Raw genomic sequence first — 18,526 nt, forward strand, 5'->3', positions numbered from 1 at the left:
GTGGTCCGGCAGCAACGACCCGGGCCGCTCGCGCCAGCGGTCCGACCGGCCGCTGCACGCTTTGCGGGCGGACCCGCCCAGGATTGGGACAGGTACCCGGCCCGGCGATCCCGACGGGGATCAGAACCACTCGGTATGGAAGTGCTCCCCTTCCGGCTTGTCGAGGCGCTCGTAGGTGTGCGCGCCGAAATAGTCGCGCTGGGCCTGCAGCAGGTTGGCCGGCAGTCGCTCCGCCCGGTAGCTGTCGAAATAGGCCAGGGCCGCGGAGAAGGCCGGCGCGGCAACCCCGTGGCCGATGGCCAGCTGGACGACCTGACGCCAGTTGGCCTGGGACTGGACGATGATGTCGCGGAAATAGGGGTCGAGGATCAGGTTCTTGAGGGCCGGATCGCGGCGGTAGGCCTCGGTGATGCGGTTGAGGAAGCGCGCCCGGATGATGCAGCCGCCGCGCCAGATCGAGGCGATGTCGCCGAAATTGAGATGCCAGCCGTACAGCGCCGAGGCCGCGCCCAGTTGCACGAAACCCTGGGCGTAGCTGATGATCTTGCTGGCGTAGAGCGCATCGCGCACCGCGTCGATCAGCGCCTGCCGGTCGCCGGCATAGGGCGTCACGGCCGGGCCGGGCAACACCTGGGAAGCCGCCACCCGTTCGGCCTTCAGCGAACTGAGGATGCGCGCCTCGACCGCGCTGGCGATCACCGACAGCGGCACCGCCATCTCGGTGGCATGGCCCACCGTCCACTTGCCGGTGCCCTTCTGGCCGGCCTTGTCGACGATCAGGTCCACCAGCGGCCGGCCGGTTTCCGGATCCTTGCGGGTGAAGATCTTCGCGGTGATGTCGATCAGGAAGGAATCCAGCTCGCCCCGGTTCCATTCGGCGAAAATACCCGCCAGTTCATCGGCGCTGGGGTTCAGCGTCGCCTGCAGGATGGCGTAGGCCTCGCAGATCAGCTGCATGTCGCCGTACTCGATGCCGTTGTGCACCATCTTGACGTAATGGCCCGCGCCGTCGGTGCCCATGTGCCGGCAGCAGGGCTCGCCCTCGGCTACCGCGGCGATGCGGGTATAGATCGGCGCGATGGCCTGCCAGCCCTCGGCCGAGCCGCCCGGCATGATGCTGGGCCCCTTCAGGGCGCCCTCCTCGCCGCCGGACACGCCGACGCCGAAGAAATGCAGCCCCTTCTCCTTCAGGTATTTTTCCCGGCGCTGGGTATCCGTCCACAGCGAATTGCCGCCGTCGATGACGATGTCGCCGGGCTCCAGCAACGGGATGAGCTGCTCGATCACCGCGTCCACCGGCGCGCCGGCCTTGACCATGATCTGCACCTTGCGCGGCCTGACCAGGGCGCCGACGAATGCCTCCAGCGTTCGGCAGGGCACGATGGCCTTGCCCTTGGCGCGGCCCTCGGCGAACCTGTCGGTTACCGCCGTGGTGCGGTTGTAGACCGCGACGCTGAAGCCCTTGGATGCCATGTTGAGAACCAGATTCTCGCCCATGACCGCGAGACCGATCAGACCGATGTCGCATTGACGCATAAGATTTCCTCGCAATCGCTGTTTTCTGGATAAGGCGGTGGAGCCGGAAGGGACGCCGGCCCGGCTGCGGCCCTTTGCTCGCCGGAATCCGGGTGGCAGGCGCAGGTTACGCCACAGACTACGGGTTAATCGATATTTGTCACGCATTTCCAGGCGGGAGACGATGCCATGGCCGATTCCCGGCCGGCCACCGCCGTGCCAGGCTGCCGGCCAGACCCGTGGGCGCATGCGGCGATCGGGAACGCCGGCGCTTCGGGCGGCCCCGGGGAAAGCCGGTGTGGATCGATATCGGCAGAATTTCAGCGGAGCGCCTCACCTGACGCACCATCGCCGATGCGCCGGCAGGCGTCCCCCATCACCCAATCCAGGAACCACGATGATGAGCCGCGACGACACCCAGCAAAATGCCGCCAGCGCCCTGCCCGACGAAGCCACCGGCATGTCGCGCCGGGGCTTTCTGGCAGCCGGGCCGGTGGCGGCCACCGGCCTTGTGCTGGCGGGCACGCGCGCCGAGGCCGGCACGCATGCGGGCCAGCGTCCACGCACGATGCTGGTCAGGAACGCCAGCGTCATGGTCACCATGGACGCGCAGCGGCGGGAAATCCCCGACGGCGGCCTCTACATCGAGAACGGCATCATCCGGCAGGTCGGCCCCAGCAGCCAGCTGCCGAAGACCGCCGACGAGGTGCTGGACCTCAAGGACCACCTGCTCTTGCCGGGCCTGGTCAATACCCATCATCACCTCTACCAGCACCTGACCCGCGTGGTGCCCGCCGCCCAGGACGGCAACGTCTGGAACTGGCTGAAGGTGCTCTATCCGATGTGGGCCCGGATGCAGCCGGAGGACGTCAAGCTGGCCATCCGGGTCGGCCTCGCCGAGCTGGCCTTGTCGGGCTGCACCACGGTCTTCGACCAGCAGTATCTCTTCCCCAATGGCTGCACGCTCGACGACGCCATCCAGACCGCCGCCGAAGTAGGCGTACGCTTCCATGCCTCGCGCGGCAGCATGTCGCTGGGTGCCTCCAGGGGCGGCCTGCCGCCGGACAGCTGCGTCGAGGCAGAGCCGGCGATCCTCAGGGACTGCCAGCGCGTCATCGAAACCCATCACGACGCCAGACCCGGCGCGATGACCCGCATCGTGCTGGCGCCCTGTTCACCGTTCTCGGTGACGGCCGACCTGATGATCGAGTCCGCCAGGATGGCGCGGCACTACAAGGTCAGGCTGCACACCCACCTGGCCGAATCTCCCGACGAGGAACGCTTCACGCTGGAGAAATATGGCCTGAGGCCGGCGACACTCATGGAAAGGCTCGGCTGGGTCGGCCGGGATGTCTGGTTCGCCCACGCGGTGCACATCAACGACGCTGAAATCGCCATGTTCGCCAGGACCGGCTGCGGCGTGGCCCACTGCCCCTGCTCCAACATGCGCCTGGCCTCGGGCATCGCCCCGGTCTGGAAATACCGGCAGGCCGGGGTCAACGTGGGCCTGGGCGTGGACGGCGCCTCCAGCAACGACGGTTCGCACATGCTCGGCGAGGCGCGGCAGGCCCTGCTGCTGGCGCGACTGAACCTGTCCCGCACGGCGGGCGGTCCGCCCACCGACAGCAAGCAGTGGCTGAGCGCCCGCGAGGCGCTGGAGATTGCCACGCTGGGCGGCGCGGCGGTGCTGGGCCGGGACGACGTCGGCTCGCTGGAGCCCGGCAAGTGCGCCGATTGCTTCGCCGTCGGCCTCAACCAGATCAGCTTCGCCGGCGGCAGCATGAGCGACCCGGTCGCGTCCCTGGTGTTCTGCGCCCCGGTCCGGGCGGCGTACACCGTCATCAACGGTCGCACCATCGTCAAGGAGGGCCGGATCACCAGCCTGGACCTGCCCGGGGTCATGAGCCAGTGCAACCGGGCGGCGCTCCGCGTCATCAACGGCTGAAACGGCCATCGCGCCCACGGCAGCGCGGGCATCCGTCCCGGGGCCGGGGCGCGGCATCGCCGATCCTGATGGCGGCCGAGTTGCCGGGCATCGCCGCCTCGACCGCGCCGACGCCCTCGACCCAGGCCGCCCATGCCCTCTATGATGGCAACCCGGCTGGGGCATCCCCGGCCAGACCGGGATCGGCGGCCGCGACGATCGTCCAGCTAGTCGCACCGCCTTGATGACACGCCCCCGCCACACCCTTGCCGGTCCGCGACAACAGCCCACGCCGCATGGAAAACACTGACCTGATCGGCACCATCGCCGGCACCCTGACCACCCTTTCCTTCGTCCCGCAGGTGCTGAAGACCTGGCGCTCCCGCTCGGCCGGCGACATATCGACCGGCATGTTCCTGCTGTTCAGCCTGAGCGTGCTGCTGTGGCTGATCTACGGCATCGCCATCCGCGCCGCGCCCATCGTGCTGGCGAACGGCATCACCCTGATCCTGTCTACGGCTATCATCGGCATGAAATTCTGGTTCGAACGTGACCGCTGACCCCCGGAGCCGACCATGACCCCATCCCTGCTCGAACAACTGCGTGCCATGACCGTGGTGGTCGCCGACACCGGCGACTTCCAGTCGATCCGCCAGTACCGGCCACGCGATGCCACCACCAACCCGTCCCTGATCGCCGCCGCGGCGCAGATGCCGGAATACCGGGAGCTGGTCGACGAGACCCTGCGCGAGGCGCGCCATACCCTGGGCGCCGATGCCACCTCCCAGGCCGTGGTCGCGGCCGCCTTCGACCGACTGGCCATCCGTTTCGGCCAGCGCATCCTGGACATCATCCCCGGCCGCGTCTCGACCGAGGTGGACGCCCGGCTGTCCTGGGACACCGAGGGCACCGTCGCCAAGGCGCGCCACATCATCGCCCAGTACGAGGCGGCGGGCATCGACCGCGCGCGAGTACTGATCAAGATCGCCTCGACCTGGGAGGGCATCCGCGCCGCCGAACAGCTGGAAGCGGAGGGCATCCACTGCAACCTGACGCTGCTGTTCGGTCTGCATCAGGCCATCGCCGCCGCCGAGGCCGGGGTGACCCTGATCTCGCCCTTCGTCGGCCGTATCCTCGACTGGTACCGGAAGGAGACCGGCAAGGACTTCGCCCCGGCCGAGGACCCGGGCGTGCGCTCGGTGACCCAGATCTACCGGTACTACAAGAAATTCGGCTACCCGACCGAAGTCATGGGCGCCAGCTTCCGCAACGCCGGCGAAATCCTCGAACTGGCCGGCTGCGACCTGCTGACCATCTCGCCGGCCCTGCTCAAGGAACTGGAATCGGCAACCGGCACGCTGGCGCGCAAGCTTGATCCCGCCGCGGAAGCCGACGCCGAACTGGAGCGCATCCACGTCGACAAGGACACCTTCGACCGCCTGCACGCCGCCGATCGCATGGCCTCCGACAAGCTGGCCGAGGGTATCCAGGGCTTCGCCAGGGCGCTCGAACAGACCGAGGCCCTGCTGGCCCAGCGCCTGCGCCAGCTGGAGGGCGACACCGCCGTGGCCCGGCCGGCCGGCGACCTGTTCGCGATCTACGACGTCAACGGCGACGGTCACGTCAGCCGCGAGGAATGGCTGGGCACCGATGCCGTGTTCGACGCCATGGACGCCGATCACGATGGCCGCATCAGCCTGGCGGAACTGCGCGCCGGGCTGGGCGCGATCGTCAACCTGGCCGTGGCGGCCTGAGCGATCGATGGCCGGCCCCGACCTTCCGCCCTCGCTGACGCGCGCCAGCCGGACGGCAGGCCTCGCCATCCGGCGCCGGGCAAGCGGATGGCTGGCGGCGGTCTGCCTGCTGCTGGCGGCCCATCCCGGCCTGGCCAGGTCCCCGGATGCGGTCGAGACCGAATCCCGTGCCCTGCAGGGGGAGTGGGCGAGTGTCTTCTACGAGGCGCCGCGGGAGCAGCGCTCCGGGCGCTACAAGGGGCTGCTCGACCGTGTCCGCCAGCTCAGGGCCCGGCATCCCGGCCGGGCCGAACCGCTGATCGTCGAGGCCATCATCCTCTGCACCTACAGCGCCTCGGCCCTGGGACTGGACACCCTGGACATGCTCGAACAGGCCCGCGTCCTGCTGCAACAGGCCATCGACCTCGACCCTCCCGCGCTGGACGGCGCCGCCTATGTGACGCTGGGCAACCTCTACCGGCGCCTGCCGGGCTGGCCGATACTCTACGGCGACAAGCAGCTGGCCCGGCAATATCTGGAGGCCGGGCTCCGGCTCTACCCCGATGCGATCGACACCAACTACTTCTATGGCGAATACCATCTCGATGCCGGCGACATGGACAGGGCCCGACACTATCTGGGGAAAGCCAGCCATGCGCCGATCCGCGAGAGCCTCAGGATTTCCGATCTCAAGCTGAAGGAGGAAGCCGACCGGGCGCTGGCCGAGCTGCGCGCCGGGCGGTCCGGGCACTCGGACTTCTTCGGCCTGTTCACGCCCGCCTTCGACGGTCGGTGACGCCACCCGCCCTTGATGCGGACCCCGGTTCCCGACCGATGCCGGCGACCGCCCCACCCCGCCACCCTCACCCAGCCCCTGCCGCATGAGCGAAAACCTGCCCCCCATCGAGAACCTGCCCGAGTCGCTGCAACCGGGCGTCCGGCTGGCCTGGTCGTCCTGGTGCGAGAACGCCGGCGACGACGCCCCCGCGCTGCCGACGACCATCCTGGCCAGCCTGCCCGCGGTGTGGGCGGCCAGCCCGTTCGTCGCCGGTCAGTGCATCCGCCGCCCGGCGCTGCTGCGGCAGCTGGTCGACAGCGGGCGGCTGCGGCGCGCCCGGGGCGAGCACGAATACGCCGGACTGCTGGCCGAGGCCCTGGCCGGGGTCGACGACGAGCCTGGCCTGATGGCGACGCTGCGGCGCTTCCGCAACCGGGAAATGGTCCGCATCGCCTGGCGCGACATCGCCGGCTGGGCGCCGCTGGACGAGACGCTGGCGGATGTCTCGCTGCTGGCCGAGCACTGCGTGCAGGCGGCGCTGGAATGCCTGTTCCGGCAGGCCTGCGCGGCGCGCGGGACGCCATGCAACCAGCGCGGACAACCGCAGAACCTGGTGGTGCTGGGCATGGGCAAGCTCGGCGCCTGGGAGCTCAACTTCTCCTCGGACATCGACCTCATCTTCGCCTTCCGCGACGATGGCGAACTCCAGGACCGCCGCCAGACCAGCTATGTCGAGTTCTACACCCGACTGGCACGCAACCTAGTCAAGGTCATCGATGCCATCACCGAGGACGGCTTCGTCTTCCGCGTCGATACACGGCTGCGGCCATTCGGCGATTCCGGGCCGCTGGTCATGAGCTTCGATGCGCTGGAAACCTACTATCAGAGCCAGGCCCGCGAATGGGAGCGCTACGCCATGGTCAAGGCGCGCGCGCTAGCGGGCGACCTCGAGGCCGGGCGGGAGCTGGAGGCGTTCCTGCAGCCCTTCGTCTACCGCCGCTACCTCGATTACCGGGCACTGGGCGAACTGCGCGAGCTGAAGCGCAAGATCACCGCCGAGCTGGTGCGCAAGGACCGCCAGGAAAACGTCAAGCTGGGGCCCGGCGGCATCCGCGAGATCGAGTTTATCGGCCAGGCCTTCCAGCTGATCCGTGGCGGCCACGAGAAGGGCCTGCGGGAGCGCCGCATCCAGGCCGTGCTGGCGCGGCTCGGCGAACTCGGCCTGATGCCGGCGGCCTCGGTGGCCACGCTGGCACATGCCTACCGCTACCTGCGCACGGTGGAAAACCGCCTGCAGCAATACGCCGACCGCCAGACCCATGACCTGCCGACGGCGCCGGAGGAGCGTCTGGCCATCGCCCATGCGCTCGGTCACGCCGACTGGGACGGGTTCAAGGCGGCGCTGGACGGCGTCCGTGAGCAGGTACATGCGATTTTCCGGGAGGTCGTCGCCGGCGGCCAGAACGAGGAAGCCGCCGTGCCGGCCCTGACCGGCGAACCCGGGCAGATCGCCGCCAGCCTGGCCACGCTGGGCTTTGCCGATACGGCCGGGGCGCTGCCGCTGCTGGGCGCCTTCCATGATACGCATGCCATCCGCAAGCTGACCGCGCGCGGTGAGGCGGAACTGCGGCGGGTTCTGCCGGAGCTGATCCGGGCTGCTGCCCGCACGGCGGCGCCGCTGCAGACCCTGGAGCGCCTGCTGGGCCTGATCGAGGCCATCGCCAGCCGCAACGTGTACCTGACCCTGCTGGCGGAGAATCCGCCGGCCCGCGAGCAGCTGGTCAAGCTGGCGGCCGCCAGCCCCTGGATCGGCAATGCCATCGCCCACCATCCGCTGCTGCTGGACGAGCTGCTGGACCCCCGCAGCCTCTACCGGCCGCTGACCCGCGAGGAACTGCGCCGGGAACTCGCCCACCGGCTGGCCTCCATCGAGGTGGACGATCCCGAGGCCCTGATGATCGCCCTGCGCCAGTTCAAGCAGGCCAATGTCCTGCGCGTGGCGGCGGCGGACATCTCCGGCGCCATCCCGCTGATGGTGGTCAGCGATTACCTGAGCTATCTCGCCGAAACCGTGGTCGACAGCGTCATGCGCCATGCCTGGCGCATGACCGCGCAGCGCCACGGCGTGCCCCCCGGCGCACGCCCCGACGAGCCCGACGAGCCCGACGGCTTCGGCGTCATCGCCTACGGCAAGCTGGGCGGACTGGAGCTCGGCTATGGCTCCGACCTGGATCTCGTCTTTCTCTACGACGGCGACGGACTGGCCCAGACCGATGGCGCAAAGCCGGTCACGGTGGCCGAGTTTTTCGCCCGGCTCGGCAAACGGCTGATCCACCTGCTGACGACCAACACCCCGGCCGGCGTGCTCTACGAGACCGATCTGCGGCTGCGTCCCTCCGGCAGCTCGGGACTGCTGGTCAGCAGAATCGACGCCTTCGCCACCTACCAGATGCAGGAAGCCTGGACCTGGGAACAGCAGGCGCTGGTCAAGGCCCGTTTCGTGGCGGGCGACACCCGGGTCGGCGAACGCTTCGGCAGCATCCGGCAACGCTCGCTGTGCCGCGTCCGCGAGCTCGAATCGCTGCGCCGGGACATACGCGAGATGCGGGAGAAAATGCGCGACACCCTGGGCGCCGGCGAGGCGGATGTGTTCGACCTCAAACAGGATGCCGGCGGTATCGTGGATATCGAGTTTCTAGTACAATTCGGCGTTCTTTCGCGGGCCCATGCGTGCGCCGGACTGACGGAATGGACCGATGTGGTGAGACTGCTGGAGAGCCTGGCGACGGCCGGGTTCGTGACGCCGGACGACGCCGCCTTCCTGAAACAGGCCTACTGCCAGTACCGCGATCGCGTGCATCGCGCCGCCCTGCAGGAAACCCCGGCCCGCGCCCCGGCATCCGAGTTCGAAGCGGAACGGTCACGGGTGCGGCACATCTGGAACGCCATCATGATCGGCTGAAAGCGACGCCGCCGGGAATCCGGACCGCCGCGACAACATCCTTTTCCCAACCGATTCGGAGAACCAACCATGTCGATGGATGACAGAGACGGCGTCATCTGGCTGGACGGCGAATGGCTGCCCTGGCGTGAGGCCAAGGTCCACGTCCTGACCCACACCCTGCACTACGGCTGCGGCGTGTTCGAGGGCCTGCGCGCCTACGAGACGGCCAGAGGCCCGGCCATCTTCCGCCTGCGCGACCACACCGACCGACTGTTCCGCTCGGCGCACATCATGGGCATGCCCATGCCCTTCGACAAGGACACCCTGGACCAGGCGCACCGCGAGGCCATCCGCCGCAATCAACTGGCCAGCGCCTATATCCGGCCGATGGCCTTCTTCGGTGCCGAGGCCATGGGCCTGCATGCCAAGGGCATCAAGGTCCACGTGATGGTCGCCGCCTGGTCCTGGGGCAGCTACCTCGGTGAGGAGAACATGGCGCGCGGCATCAAGGTGCGGACCTCCTCCTATACCCGCAACCACGTCAACAGCCAGATGTGCAAGGCCAAGGCCAACGGCAACTACGTCAACTCCATCCTCGCCGTACGCGAGGCGGTGGAGTGCGGCTGCGACGAGGCCCTGCTGCTGGACCACGAAGGCTATGTCGCCGAGGGCAGCGGCGAGAACATCTTCATCGTCCGCAAGGGCAAGCTCTACACCCCGGATCTGACCAGCGCGCTGGAAGGGATCACCCGCGAGACGATCATCACGATCGCCACCGAGCAGGGCCTGGAGGTCCAGGAAAAGCGCATCACCCGCGACGAGGTGTACGTGGCGGACGAAGCCTTCTTCACCGGCTCCGCCGCCGAGGTCACGCCAATCCGCGAACTCGACGGCCGCGCCATCGGCAGCGGCACCCGCGGGCCCGTCACCGAGAAGCTGCAAAGCCTCTATTTCGACTATGTCTACGGCCGCCGCAACGACCATGCGGAGTGGCTGACCTGTTGCCAGTAGGCGAATGGCGGTTTCCGCCACTTTCCCACACGTTGCACAGCCCGGATTCCCCGGGCTTTTTCTTGTCCGCGATTTGCCCGACGTCCCTGAACGGCTGTTTTGATGCCGACATAGCGCTGACAAGGAAAGCAGATATGCGAATGAAGCCGACCAGGGCAAGCGTGAAGGTTCAGCAGCCGCCAGAGCCGGGGACCACCAATTACCAGCGCGGCGACAGCCTGGCGTGGAATGACGACCTGCGCGGCTTTGGCATGCTGGTGACGCTGGCGGACGTCAAGCGCTACATCGTCCGGGAGCGTCGGCACACGATTGGGCTGTGCAGCGCGGGGGCGTCCAGCTGCTGGGGAGAGGTTCTGGATGGGCTTTGCCCGTCGGCCGGCCCGCGCCCGCCGCCAGCATGGTCATCACCCATATCCCCTTTGTCTCCGATGTCCAACTGGCCGAAGCGCATGCCGAGGCCGAGCGCCAGCACCGGGTGGCGGAGCGTCACGTGGCTGTGCTGAAGCGGAGTCGCCGCCACCCTGCCTTGGGGTATCTGTCCCTGCCCACGCTCTTGCAGAACGGGGTCAAACGACAGAATCGACAAGTGAGCCGCCCCGGGTTTGCCGGAGGCTTTTGGGTTTAATAGGGGCGGTTTCAAGGACCAAATGCAACACGGGTTAATGAAACACGCTGTCTGACATTTGGGCCATCTGCAGCATCTCGTTGTAGACCTGCAAAGGCGTCCGGAAGCCATGGATCTTACGCGGTCGGTTGTTGAGCTTCCAGGCGATGGCGTTGAGGTCGTCCTGACTGTACCCGGACAAGTCCGTGCCTTTGGGCAGGTACTCCCGCAAGAGTCCGTTGATGTTCTCGTTGCTGCCGCGCTGCCAGGGGCTGTGCGGGTCGGCAAAGAAAGCAGAAACACCGGTCATGTCCGTCAAGCGCTTATGCTCACTCATCTCCTTGCCTTGGTCATAGGTCAAGGTCTTGCGCATCGGTTCAGGGATGCCGTTGAGCACGCGGGTGAAGCCTTCAAGGGCCGCCAGGGCGGACGCATTCTCGACCCACACCAGCAGGACCAGGCGACGGGTCCGCTCCACCAGGGTACCCACCGCCTGATCCTTTCACGGCTGATCGTACTCGGGGACCTCTTCAACGCTCTGGACATCGCTCGGAGACGGGAGCCCTCTCGATCCATCAGCATCACTGTCGCCCGTTCTTCAGGCTTCAATGGTTCGTACTGTTTTCCCATCGCAATACCCTACACGGTCGAGGTGTTGCACTTGGTTTTTGAGCGCGCCGGTCTGGGGCAGTGAAGGCTTTGGGCGCATCGGATGTGTCGGAGGAATTTGCAAGAAAACAGGTATTCGCAAAACCATACCTCGCCAATCCTGCGCCCATCAAGTCGAAGATCTGCGAATCAGATCAACAGCTTGGGGGATTTTCAGGGCGGACTACTTATTAGCGAGGTCATCTGCCAGTCAGTCAATTGAACCTGCCAGAGGGCGGGGCCTGACCCGGAACCTGCAAAGAGGCTGCCTCGCGCAGCCTTTTTCGTGGCCAATGCCTGGGATAAGCTCCCCGGCAGCAGACGGATCGCAGTGGAGGTGTCATGCGCGGACTGTTCCTGGATCTGAACGGCGTTCTGTTCGACGACCGGGGACCGATACCCGGAGCGGTAGCGGCGGTGCAGGCCGCCCGCCGGCGCGGTCATGTGCTGCGCTTCGTCACCAACACCGCCACCCGCAGCCATCTCGACATGCTGGCCTGGCTACGCCGGATGGGCTTCACGATCGCGGACGAGGAGCTGTTCACGGCACCGCTGGCCACCCGCCACTACCTGCTGCGCCAGGGCCTGCGGCCATACTGCCTGGTGCATCCTGCCATCCAGCCATTGTTCGCCGACCTCGCCGGCAATCCGCCAGACTGCGTGGTGCTGGGCGATGCCCGCGATGCGCTCGGCTATGCCGCCCTGAACCGGGTGTTCCAGCTGGTCCGGCAGGGCTTGCCGCTCATCGGCATCGGCATGAACCGCTGCTTCGTCGAGCAGGGCGAGTGGATGCTGGATGCCGGCGCCTTCATCCGCGCCATCGAGTGGGCCGCCGATAGCCAGGCCATCATCATGGGCAAGCCTTCAGCCGACTTCTTCCGCGAACTGTGTGATGTCTGCAACCTGCCGCCCGGCGACTGCCTGATGATCGGCGACGACGTGGAAGCCGATGTGGCCGGCGCCATGGCCATCGGCATGCGCGGTGGCCTGGTGCGGACCGGCAAATTCCAGCCCCGCGATCTGGACCGCCTGCCGCCGGACGCACTGTTGCTGGACGACATCACCGGCATCGCGACGCTGGCGGACGGGTGACGCACCCCAAGGGCACACGCCACCGGTTGCCGCGCGTAGCGAGCCGGGCCTGAAACGGAAAAAGGCGCGGGTATCCCCGCGCCTTTCCGATCCGGGCCAGGTCCGGCGATCGCCAATGGCCTACTCGATGAGGAATTCCCGCATCATGCCCATGTCCTCATGCTCCAGATTGTGGCAGTGGTACATGAAGGGCCCCTTGAAGTCCTGGAAGGGCTTGATGATGCGCACCTTCTCGCCCGGCATGACGAGCACGGTATCCTTCCAGCCGGAACTCATGAGACCATCCTTGACGGTGGCGTAATCCTCGGCTTCCTCGGCGCCGATGGTGCGGCTGAGCACCTGGAATTGCTGGCCATGCAGATGGATGGGATGCGCCATGGAAAACATCATCCCCATGCCTCCCATCATCCCGCCGCCCATACCCATCCCGGCACCGCCGCCTTCCTGGCCGCCAGGGGCCATGCCGCCCATGCCGCCGCCCATCATGCCGTGACCCATACCACCCATCGGGCCGCCCCCCATCATCCCGTGGCCCATGCCCATGCCACCGCCGCCCATCCGGCCATGGCCCATGCCACCACCCGCCATGGGCTGACCGACCTCCGGCGCAGCGACGCCGGCAGTCGCGTCGGCGCCGTGCCCGGCCGCGCCGCCAGCAGCAGCGCCACCGCCGTGTCCACCGCCATGCGCGTGGAAAATTTCCAGCAGCTGGAGGGTGTTGACCGGAACGCGCTCGAACGGCTGGAAATCATTGCTGGCATAGGGCCTGCCGTTCAGCAGCATCGACATCGGTCCCTCGGAAATGCCGATGGGAATGGGCTTGCCGGGGTTGGCCGTGTCGGCGACGCGGAAGGCACGGATCGTGGAGAGATGCGTCGGCAGATTGGGGCTGTCCGACATCTCGCGCGTGACGCGCACCTTGAGGATGGGAAAATCGCTGCCGACCGGCAGGCCGCCGGCCATCATCCCGTGCCCCATGCCGCCACCGCCCATCATGCCATGGCCCATGCCACCCCCCTGGCCGCCCTGCATCATGCGCTCGGCCATCTTCGGCAGCACGCCCCGGAACGCCAGGCTGCGCAGGGTGAATTCCGCGCCCTTGGGACGCCCGCTGAAGTCGGCCCAGATATCCAGACGCTCGCCCGGAGCCAGCATCACATAGGGCCGATGCTCGGGGACTTCCAGCAGGCCGCCATCGACACCGATCACCGTGATGGGCGTGCCGTCGCTCCAGCCGAGCTTGTAGATGCGGGCCGTGGAACCGTTCATGACCCGCAGGCGGTAGGCTCGGCTGGCCACCTCCAGTCCGAGGTCGGGCCGGCCGTTGACCAGAATCCGGTCGCCGTAATAGCCGACCATGCGGTCATGCATGGTCGCGCCGTAGACCAGCTGGTTGCTGGCATCGAAGCGGCGATCCTGGATCACGACCGGAATCTCGTACTCGCCCGCGGGCAGGCCGAGCCGGGCCTCCTCGGCATCGTTGACGATCAGGCCACCGGCCAGGCCGTAATACACCTGGGTGGCCGTCGCCTCGTGGGGATGCGGGTGATAGATGTTCAGGCTGGCCCGGTTCAGCACCTCGAACTCGTAGACCCGCGTCTGGCCCTGGCCGATGGCATGCATGGGATGCCCGTCCATGTCGGACGGCACATGCAGGCCATGCCAGTGGGTGATGCTGGGCTCGGGCAGCTGGTTGTGGAAGTTGATGCGGACCTTCTGGCCCTTCTGCAGGCGGATGAGAGGGCCCAGATAGCTGTTCGGCAGCTCGGTCAGGGTATCGCGGGGGCCGCTCACCAGCTTGGCGGTATAGCGGAAGACGCGGGTCGTCTGGCCGGGCAGGATGGACAGCGTTTCCACCCGCGCCAGCAGGTCGATTTCCACATCGGGCCTGAAATTCGGGTTGGCCTTGTTGGCCGCGGAACCGCCCTCCATGGCCCGGACCCAGGCGGGCGTGGCGGCAGCGGCCAGCAGGCCCCATCCCGCGCGGCGCATGAAGCGACGCCGGGAATTCTGAAAGTGTGTGCTCATGCTCTACCTCCGTGACATCTTGCTGTTATTCGGGCTCCACCGGAGCGGGCGGATTCGGATCAGTCCGCGGTTAACTATAGCCCCAAAACAAATTAGCGAAAGCTGATTATTCTCCCGCCGGATATCCGGCAGCCCATGCTCAAGCGATCCCGGAACCAGACGGCCGGTGCTGCGCCAGCGCCCAGCGCACATGCTCCCGCACCAGTTCGGCGGGATGCTCCAGCCGCTGGCGGAGCGCCTCGACGATGGCGGCGTCCGGCGGTGCGTTGCCCAGCGCCACCGCAAGATTGCGCAGCCAGCGCAGCCAGCCGATGCGGCGGATGGCGGAACCTTCGGCCCGGCGCAGGAACGTGTCCTCGTCCCAGGCGAACAACTCCAGCAGCGTGGCGTTGTCGAGCCGGTGACGGGGCAGGAAATCCGCCTCCCGGGTCAGCTGGGCGTAGCGGTTCCAGGGACAGACCAGCTGACAGTCGTCGCAGCCGTAGATCCGGTTGCCCATCGGTTTGCGGAACACCTCGGGAATGGCGCCCGGCAGTTCGATGGTGAGGTAGGCAATGCAGCGCCGGGCGTCCAGCTGGTACGGCGCGACGATGGCCCGGGTCGGACAGATGTCGATACAGGCGCGGCAACTGCCGCAGTGCGGGGTCACCGGCGCGTCGACCGGCAGCGGCAGGTCGACATAGAGTTCGCCGAGGAAGAAGAACGAGCCGGCCTGCCGGTTGATCAGGTTGGTGTGCTTGCCGATCCAGCCGAGCCCGGCCTTCTCCGCCAGCGGCTTCTCCATGACCGGAGCACTGTCGGTGAAGACGCGATAGCCATAGGGACCGATCAGCGCCTCGATCCGGCTGGCCAGCGCCTGCAGGCGCTGGCGCAGCAGCTTGTGATAATCCCGCCCGAGGGCATAGCGCGAGATGAAGGCCATGCCGGGCTCTTCCAGCCGGGCAGCCAGGTTCGCGCGCGGCTCCGGCAGGTAATCCATGCGCACGCTGATGACACGCAGCGTGCCGGGAACCAGTTCCTGCGGCCGGCTGCGCCGCGTGCCGTGCCTGGCCATGTAGTCCATCTCGCCGTGAAAGCCACGCGCCAGCCAGTCCTGGAGCCGCTGCTCGGCCGCGGCGAGATCGATGTCGGCGATACCCACCTGCTGGAAGCCCAGCGCCTGCCCCCAGGCGCGGATCCGGGTCTTCAGCTCGTCGGGGGAAATGACCGAGGGGTCCATCGCACTGGAGATCACGCGGGGTTTCCGGGAAAATGCGCCATCCGGCGACAATGCGCGGCATCATACCGGGTATCGCCGCTGCCCCGTCATCCCCTCGTCGCACCGATGCCCCCGACCCGCATGCCCACCGACAGACTGCCCACGGATCTCTATGCCGCCGCCGCCGTGCGGGCCATCGACCGGGCGGCAATCCAGGCCTATGGCACGCCCGGCATCGAGCTGATGGAGCGCGCCGGCAGCGCTGCCTTCGCCGCCATCCGCCAGCACTGGCCCACCGCCCGCACCCTGTCGGCGGTCTGCGGCGGCGGCAACAACGGTGGCGATGGCTACATCCTCGCCCGGCTGGCGCATCAGGCCGGCTGGGATGTCCGGGTCTATCCGGCGAGTCCGCCCGCCGCGCTCGAGGGCGACGCGCGGCAGGCGCAGGCGCGCTTTCTCGCCGCGGGCGGCGCCACCCTCGACTTCATCCCGGAGGATTTCGAGGCGACCGAGATCCTGGCCGACGCCCTGTTCGGCACCGGCCTGGATCGCGAGATCCGCGGCCCGTCCGCCGACATCGTCCGCGCCGTCAACCGCTACCGCGAGCGCGGCCTGGACCGGCGCGCCGTGGTCGCGCTGGACATTGCCTCCGGCCTGCATGCCGATACCGGCGCCTGCCTTGGCGTCGCCGTCAAGGCCGACCTTACGGTCAGCTTCGTCGCCCTCAAGCGCGGCCTGTTCACCGGCGAGGGGCCGGAACACTCGGGCAGGGTGCTGTTCGACGATCTCGGCATCGACCCCCGGGCCCGCCAGGCGGCCACACCCTCGGCCCGGCGGCTCGATCCTGCCGCCTGCCGCCTGCCCCGCCGTACCCGGACCGCCCACAAGGGCCGGTACGGCCATGTGCTGGTGGTGGGTGGCGAACACGGCTACAGCGGTGCCGCGCGCCTGGCCGCGGAGGCCGCGGCGCGGGTGGGCGCCGGACTGGTGAGCGTGGCCACCCGCGCGGCCCATGCCGGCCTGATCCACCTCACCCGCCCCGAACTGATGGCCCACGCCGTGGAGAGCGCCACCGACCTGGAGCCGCTGCTGGAGCAGGCCACGGTCATCGCCATCGGACCGGGGCTGGGACGCGGCCCCTGGGCCCGCTCGCTGCTGGACCGCGTGCTGGCCACCGAGCGACCGCTGATCGTCGACGCCGATGCGCTCAATCTCCTGGCCGAACATCCCGTGCGCCGCGACAGCTGGGTGCTCACCCCGCACCCTGGCGAGGCCGGCCGCCTGCTCGGCCGCGACAGCCGCGCCATCCAGCAGGATCGCTTCGCGGCGGTCGCCGAGCTGCACGCGCGCTACGGTGGCAGCATTGTGCTCAAGGGCGCGGGCTCGCTGATCCTGGCCGAGGACGGATGCCCGGCGATCTGCACCGCCGGCAATCCCGGCATGGCCAGCGGCGGCATGGGCGATGTGCTCACCGGCGTGATCGCCGGCCTGGCCGCGCAGGGACTGGCACTGCCTGCGGCCGCCCGCTGCGGCGTCGACCTGCATGCCCGGGCGGGTGACCTGGCCGCCGTCGATGGCGAACGCGGCCTGCTGGCGGGCGATCTCATGGCGCCCCTGCGGACACTCGCCAATGGCTAGCCGCCCGGTCCGGTGATGCGATGCCCGGCCTGACCCGCGAACTGCCCGACGAGCCCGCGACCCTGCAACTGGCGGCCGAGGTCCACGCCCGACTGCCGCCCGGTGCGCTGGTCTTCCTGCACGGCGACCTCGGCGCCGGCAAGACCACCTTCGTGCGCGGCTTCCTGCGGGCGGCTGGTTACGCGGGCACGGTCAAGAGTCCCACCTTCACCCTGGTCGAGGAATACGTGCTGCCGACCCTGACACTCTATCACTTCGACCTCTACCGTCTCGGCGACCCGGAAGAGCTGGAGTGGCTGGGCATCCGCGACTACCTGCGGCCGGACGCCATCGTTTTCGTCGAATGGCCCGAGCGCGGCGCCGGCATCCTGCCGCCACCGGATCTGGACATCGAGCTGCACTATGCGCCACCGGGCCGGCGCGCCGTGCTGAGGGGTTCCGGCGCCAGCCTGGCCGGGCCGCAGACCGCGCCGATTTTTCCCGCCAGCTGAGGAGCAGGACCGATGGAACCGACAATGAACGAACTGATGAACCACACCGCCGGCCAGGGTCAGGCGGAGATGTTCTCCAGGGCCTGGTACAACGAGTACTTCCGGCGAGCGGCGGACAGCCCCGCCCATGCCCGGTTCTGCGAGGCGGTCTACGGCCGCGACCTGTGCCAGCACGGCATGATGGACGTCGACGAAATGGCCTTCGTGGCCGGGCTGCTCAAGCCCGGCGAGCGGGTGCTGGAGGTCGGCTGCTCGAACGGGCACATCAGCGAATACCTCCAGCAGCAGTCGGGCTGCCGCCTGCTGGGCGTCGACTATGCCGATGTGGCGGTCGAGCAGGCGCTGCGCCGCACCGCCGACCGCCGCGCGGTGCTGGATTTCCGCTGCGTGGACCTGACCCGTGACGAGCTGCCCGGGACAGACTACGACACCATTCTCGCCATCGACTCCCTGTATTTCATGGGCGACTACGGCGCCACGCTGTGCAAGCTCAACGCCAGACTGAAACCCGGCGGTCGCCTGATCATTGCGGCGTTCCAGGTCCGCGAGGACGGCGATCCGGAGCATGTCCTCGAACCGGCCCATACCCGCCTGAGCCAGGTGCTGCGCACGCTCGGTTTCGACTGTGTCCGGCATGACTTCACGGCCAACGTCCGCCGGCACTGGATCAGGAATCATGACCATTCCCTGAGGCTGCAAGCCGACTTCGAGGCCGAGAGCAACGGCTTCCTGTGCGAGGCCCGCCTGGCCGAGAATGGCTGGTTCCGGGATCACGCGGAGCGGGAAACGCTGGTGCGCTACCTCTACGTGATCGCACAGAACGCGGCGCCGGGCCCGTGCTGACCGACCTCGCCCGCCCGCCGGAGGCCGCGCGGGAAACGCCGCCATGCCGGCGCGCCCGGCCCGGCGGCGGCATACAATG

At 68.1% G+C, this 18,526-nt stretch carries 14 protein-coding genes and 2 pseudogenes; 11 read left to right on the plus strand and 5 right to left on the minus strand.

The genetic code is table 11. The features are described from left to right. Window positions 1-120: 120 nt before the first annotated feature. A complete protein-coding gene (gene gnd, locus ACYQ1H_RS06545; protein ID WP_460027239.1) occupies window positions 121-1,536 on the minus strand; it encodes a decarboxylating NADP(+)-dependent phosphogluconate dehydrogenase in 1,416 nt (471 codons plus the stop codon). A 376-nt stretch (window positions 1,537-1,912) separates the two neighbouring features. Between gnd and ACYQ1H_RS06550 the strand changes: the two genes are divergently transcribed. The 7 genes from ACYQ1H_RS06550 (at window position 1,913) to ACYQ1H_RS06580 (ending at window position 10,408) form a co-directional block, all read left to right on the plus strand. Then, entirely contained in the window at window positions 1,913-3,460 is a 1,548-nt protein-coding gene (locus tag ACYQ1H_RS06550; RefSeq protein WP_460027240.1) for an 8-oxoguanine deaminase, read from the plus strand. Window positions 3,461-3,735: 275 nt separating this feature from the next. Next, window positions 3,736-3,999: a SemiSWEET family sugar transporter gene (locus tag ACYQ1H_RS06555; protein WP_460027241.1), complete on the plus strand. Its 264-nt coding sequence runs from the start codon at window positions 3,736-3,738 to the stop codon at window positions 3,997-3,999. Window positions 4,000-4,014: 15 nt separating this feature from the next. Then, on the plus strand, window positions 4,015-5,193 hold the full coding sequence (locus ACYQ1H_RS06560; RefSeq protein ID WP_460027242.1) for a transaldolase: 1,179 nt from the start codon (window positions 4,015-4,017) through the stop codon (window positions 5,191-5,193). Between the two features lie 7 nt (window positions 5,194-5,200). Continuing rightward, a complete protein-coding gene (locus tag ACYQ1H_RS06565) occupies window positions 5,201-5,968 on the plus strand; it encodes a tetratricopeptide repeat protein (RefSeq protein ID WP_460027243.1) in 768 nt (255 codons plus the stop codon). A gap of 85 nt (window positions 5,969-6,053) precedes the next feature. Then, window positions 6,054-8,912 carry a bifunctional [glutamate--ammonia ligase]-adenylyl-L-tyrosine phosphorylase/[glutamate--ammonia-ligase] adenylyltransferase gene (gene glnE, locus ACYQ1H_RS06570; RefSeq protein WP_460027244.1) on the plus strand — a complete coding sequence of 953 codons (2,859 nt, stop codon included), beginning with the start codon at window positions 6,054-6,056 and terminating at the stop codon, window positions 8,910-8,912. A 69-nt stretch (window positions 8,913-8,981) separates the two neighbouring features. Then, window positions 8,982-9,905 (plus strand): branched-chain amino acid transaminase, encoded by a 924-nt coding sequence (locus ACYQ1H_RS06575; RefSeq protein ID WP_460027245.1) that lies wholly within the window; start codon window positions 8,982-8,984, stop codon window positions 9,903-9,905. Window positions 9,906-10,045: 140 nt separating this feature from the next. Further along, a complete protein-coding gene (locus ACYQ1H_RS06580; protein ID WP_460027246.1) occupies window positions 10,046-10,408 on the plus strand; it encodes a hypothetical protein in 363 nt (120 codons plus the stop codon). 156 nt (window positions 10,409-10,564) lie between these two features. Here ACYQ1H_RS06580 and ACYQ1H_RS06585 read toward each other — a convergent pair. Together ACYQ1H_RS06585 and ACYQ1H_RS06590 are read right to left on the minus strand one after the other, a co-directional pair. Then, a pseudogene (locus ACYQ1H_RS06585) lies at window positions 10,565-10,999 on the minus strand (IS30 family transposase); the annotation flags it as partial. 23 nt (window positions 11,000-11,022) lie between these two features. Further along, window positions 11,023-11,139: pseudogene (locus ACYQ1H_RS06590) on the minus strand (helix-turn-helix domain-containing protein); the annotation flags it as partial. A gap of 360 nt (window positions 11,140-11,499) precedes the next feature. Here ACYQ1H_RS06590 and ACYQ1H_RS06595 point away from each other — a divergent pair. After that, complete coding sequence (locus ACYQ1H_RS06595) at window positions 11,500-12,249, plus strand: TIGR01458 family HAD-type hydrolase (RefSeq protein ID WP_460027247.1); 750 nt, start codon at window positions 11,500-11,502, stop codon at window positions 12,247-12,249. A 120-nt stretch (window positions 12,250-12,369) separates the two neighbouring features. Here the strand turns inward: ACYQ1H_RS06595 and ACYQ1H_RS06600 are convergent, their stop codons facing one another. Together ACYQ1H_RS06600 and queG are read right to left on the minus strand one after the other, a co-directional pair. Then, window positions 12,370-14,277, minus strand: coding sequence for a multicopper oxidase family protein (locus ACYQ1H_RS06600; RefSeq protein WP_460027248.1), 1,908 nt, complete (start codon window positions 14,275-14,277; stop codon window positions 12,370-12,372). 139 nt (window positions 14,278-14,416) lie between these two features. Continuing rightward, window positions 14,417-15,496 (minus strand): tRNA epoxyqueuosine(34) reductase QueG, encoded by a 1,080-nt coding sequence (gene queG, locus ACYQ1H_RS06605; RefSeq protein ID WP_460027265.1) that lies wholly within the window; start codon window positions 15,494-15,496, stop codon window positions 14,417-14,419. A 120-nt stretch (window positions 15,497-15,616) separates the two neighbouring features. On the opposite strand from queG, the gene ACYQ1H_RS06610 reads away from it, so the two are divergent. The 3 genes from ACYQ1H_RS06610 to ACYQ1H_RS06620 are packed head-to-tail and all read left to right on the plus strand — an operon-like array spanning window position 15,617 to window position 18,447. Further along, window positions 15,617-17,113, plus strand: a complete 1,497-nt coding sequence (locus ACYQ1H_RS06610; RefSeq protein ID WP_460027249.1) for an NAD(P)H-hydrate dehydratase — start codon at window positions 15,617-15,619, stop codon at window positions 17,111-17,113. Between the two features lie 20 nt (window positions 17,114-17,133). Further along, window positions 17,134-17,604 (plus strand): tRNA (adenosine(37)-N6)-threonylcarbamoyltransferase complex ATPase subunit type 1 TsaE, encoded by a 471-nt coding sequence (gene tsaE / locus ACYQ1H_RS06615; protein ID WP_460027250.1) that lies wholly within the window; start codon window positions 17,134-17,136, stop codon window positions 17,602-17,604. A gap of 12 nt (window positions 17,605-17,616) precedes the next feature. After that, a complete protein-coding gene (locus ACYQ1H_RS06620; RefSeq protein ID WP_460027251.1) occupies window positions 17,617-18,447 on the plus strand; it encodes a class I SAM-dependent methyltransferase in 831 nt (276 codons plus the stop codon). Window positions 18,448-18,526: the final 79 nt, after the last annotated feature.

Source organism: Methyloparacoccus murrellii (assembly GCF_054657115.1).

What these genes read in the sequence shown, in the direction of transcription:
- gnd (WP_460027239.1), bottom strand. Translation starts at nt 1,536, where the DNA reads ATGCGTCAATGCGACATCGGTCTGATCGGTCTCGCGGTCATGGGCGAG.
- ACYQ1H_RS06550 (WP_460027240.1), top strand. Translation starts at nt 1,913, where the DNA reads ATGATGAGCCGCGACGACACCCAGCAAAATGCCGCCAGCGCCCTGCCC.
- ACYQ1H_RS06555 (WP_460027241.1), top strand. Translation starts at nt 3,736, where the DNA reads ATGGAAAACACTGACCTGATCGGCACCATCGCCGGCACCCTGACCACC.
- ACYQ1H_RS06560 (WP_460027242.1), top strand. Translation starts at nt 4,015, where the DNA reads ATGACCCCATCCCTGCTCGAACAACTGCGTGCCATGACCGTGGTGGTC.
- ACYQ1H_RS06565 (WP_460027243.1), top strand. Translation starts at nt 5,201, where the DNA reads ATGGCCGGCCCCGACCTTCCGCCCTCGCTGACGCGCGCCAGCCGGACG.
- glnE (WP_460027244.1), top strand. Translation starts at nt 6,054, where the DNA reads ATGAGCGAAAACCTGCCCCCCATCGAGAACCTGCCCGAGTCGCTGCAA.
- ACYQ1H_RS06575 (WP_460027245.1), top strand. Translation starts at nt 8,982, where the DNA reads ATGTCGATGGATGACAGAGACGGCGTCATCTGGCTGGACGGCGAATGG.
- ACYQ1H_RS06580 (WP_460027246.1), top strand. Translation starts at nt 10,046, where the DNA reads ATGAAGCCGACCAGGGCAAGCGTGAAGGTTCAGCAGCCGCCAGAGCCG.
- ACYQ1H_RS06595 (WP_460027247.1), top strand. Translation starts at nt 11,500, where the DNA reads ATGCGCGGACTGTTCCTGGATCTGAACGGCGTTCTGTTCGACGACCGG.
- ACYQ1H_RS06600 (WP_460027248.1), bottom strand. Translation starts at nt 14,277, where the DNA reads ATGAGCACACACTTTCAGAATTCCCGGCGTCGCTTCATGCGCCGCGCG.
- queG (WP_460027265.1), bottom strand. Translation starts at nt 15,496, where the DNA reads ATGGACCCCTCGGTCATTTCCCCCGACGAGCTGAAGACCCGGATCCGC.
- ACYQ1H_RS06610 (WP_460027249.1), top strand. Translation starts at nt 15,617, where the DNA reads ATGCCCACCGACAGACTGCCCACGGATCTCTATGCCGCCGCCGCCGTG.
- tsaE (WP_460027250.1), top strand. Translation starts at nt 17,134, where the DNA reads ATGCCCGGCCTGACCCGCGAACTGCCCGACGAGCCCGCGACCCTGCAA.
- ACYQ1H_RS06620 (WP_460027251.1), top strand. Translation starts at nt 17,617, where the DNA reads ATGGAACCGACAATGAACGAACTGATGAACCACACCGCCGGCCAGGGT.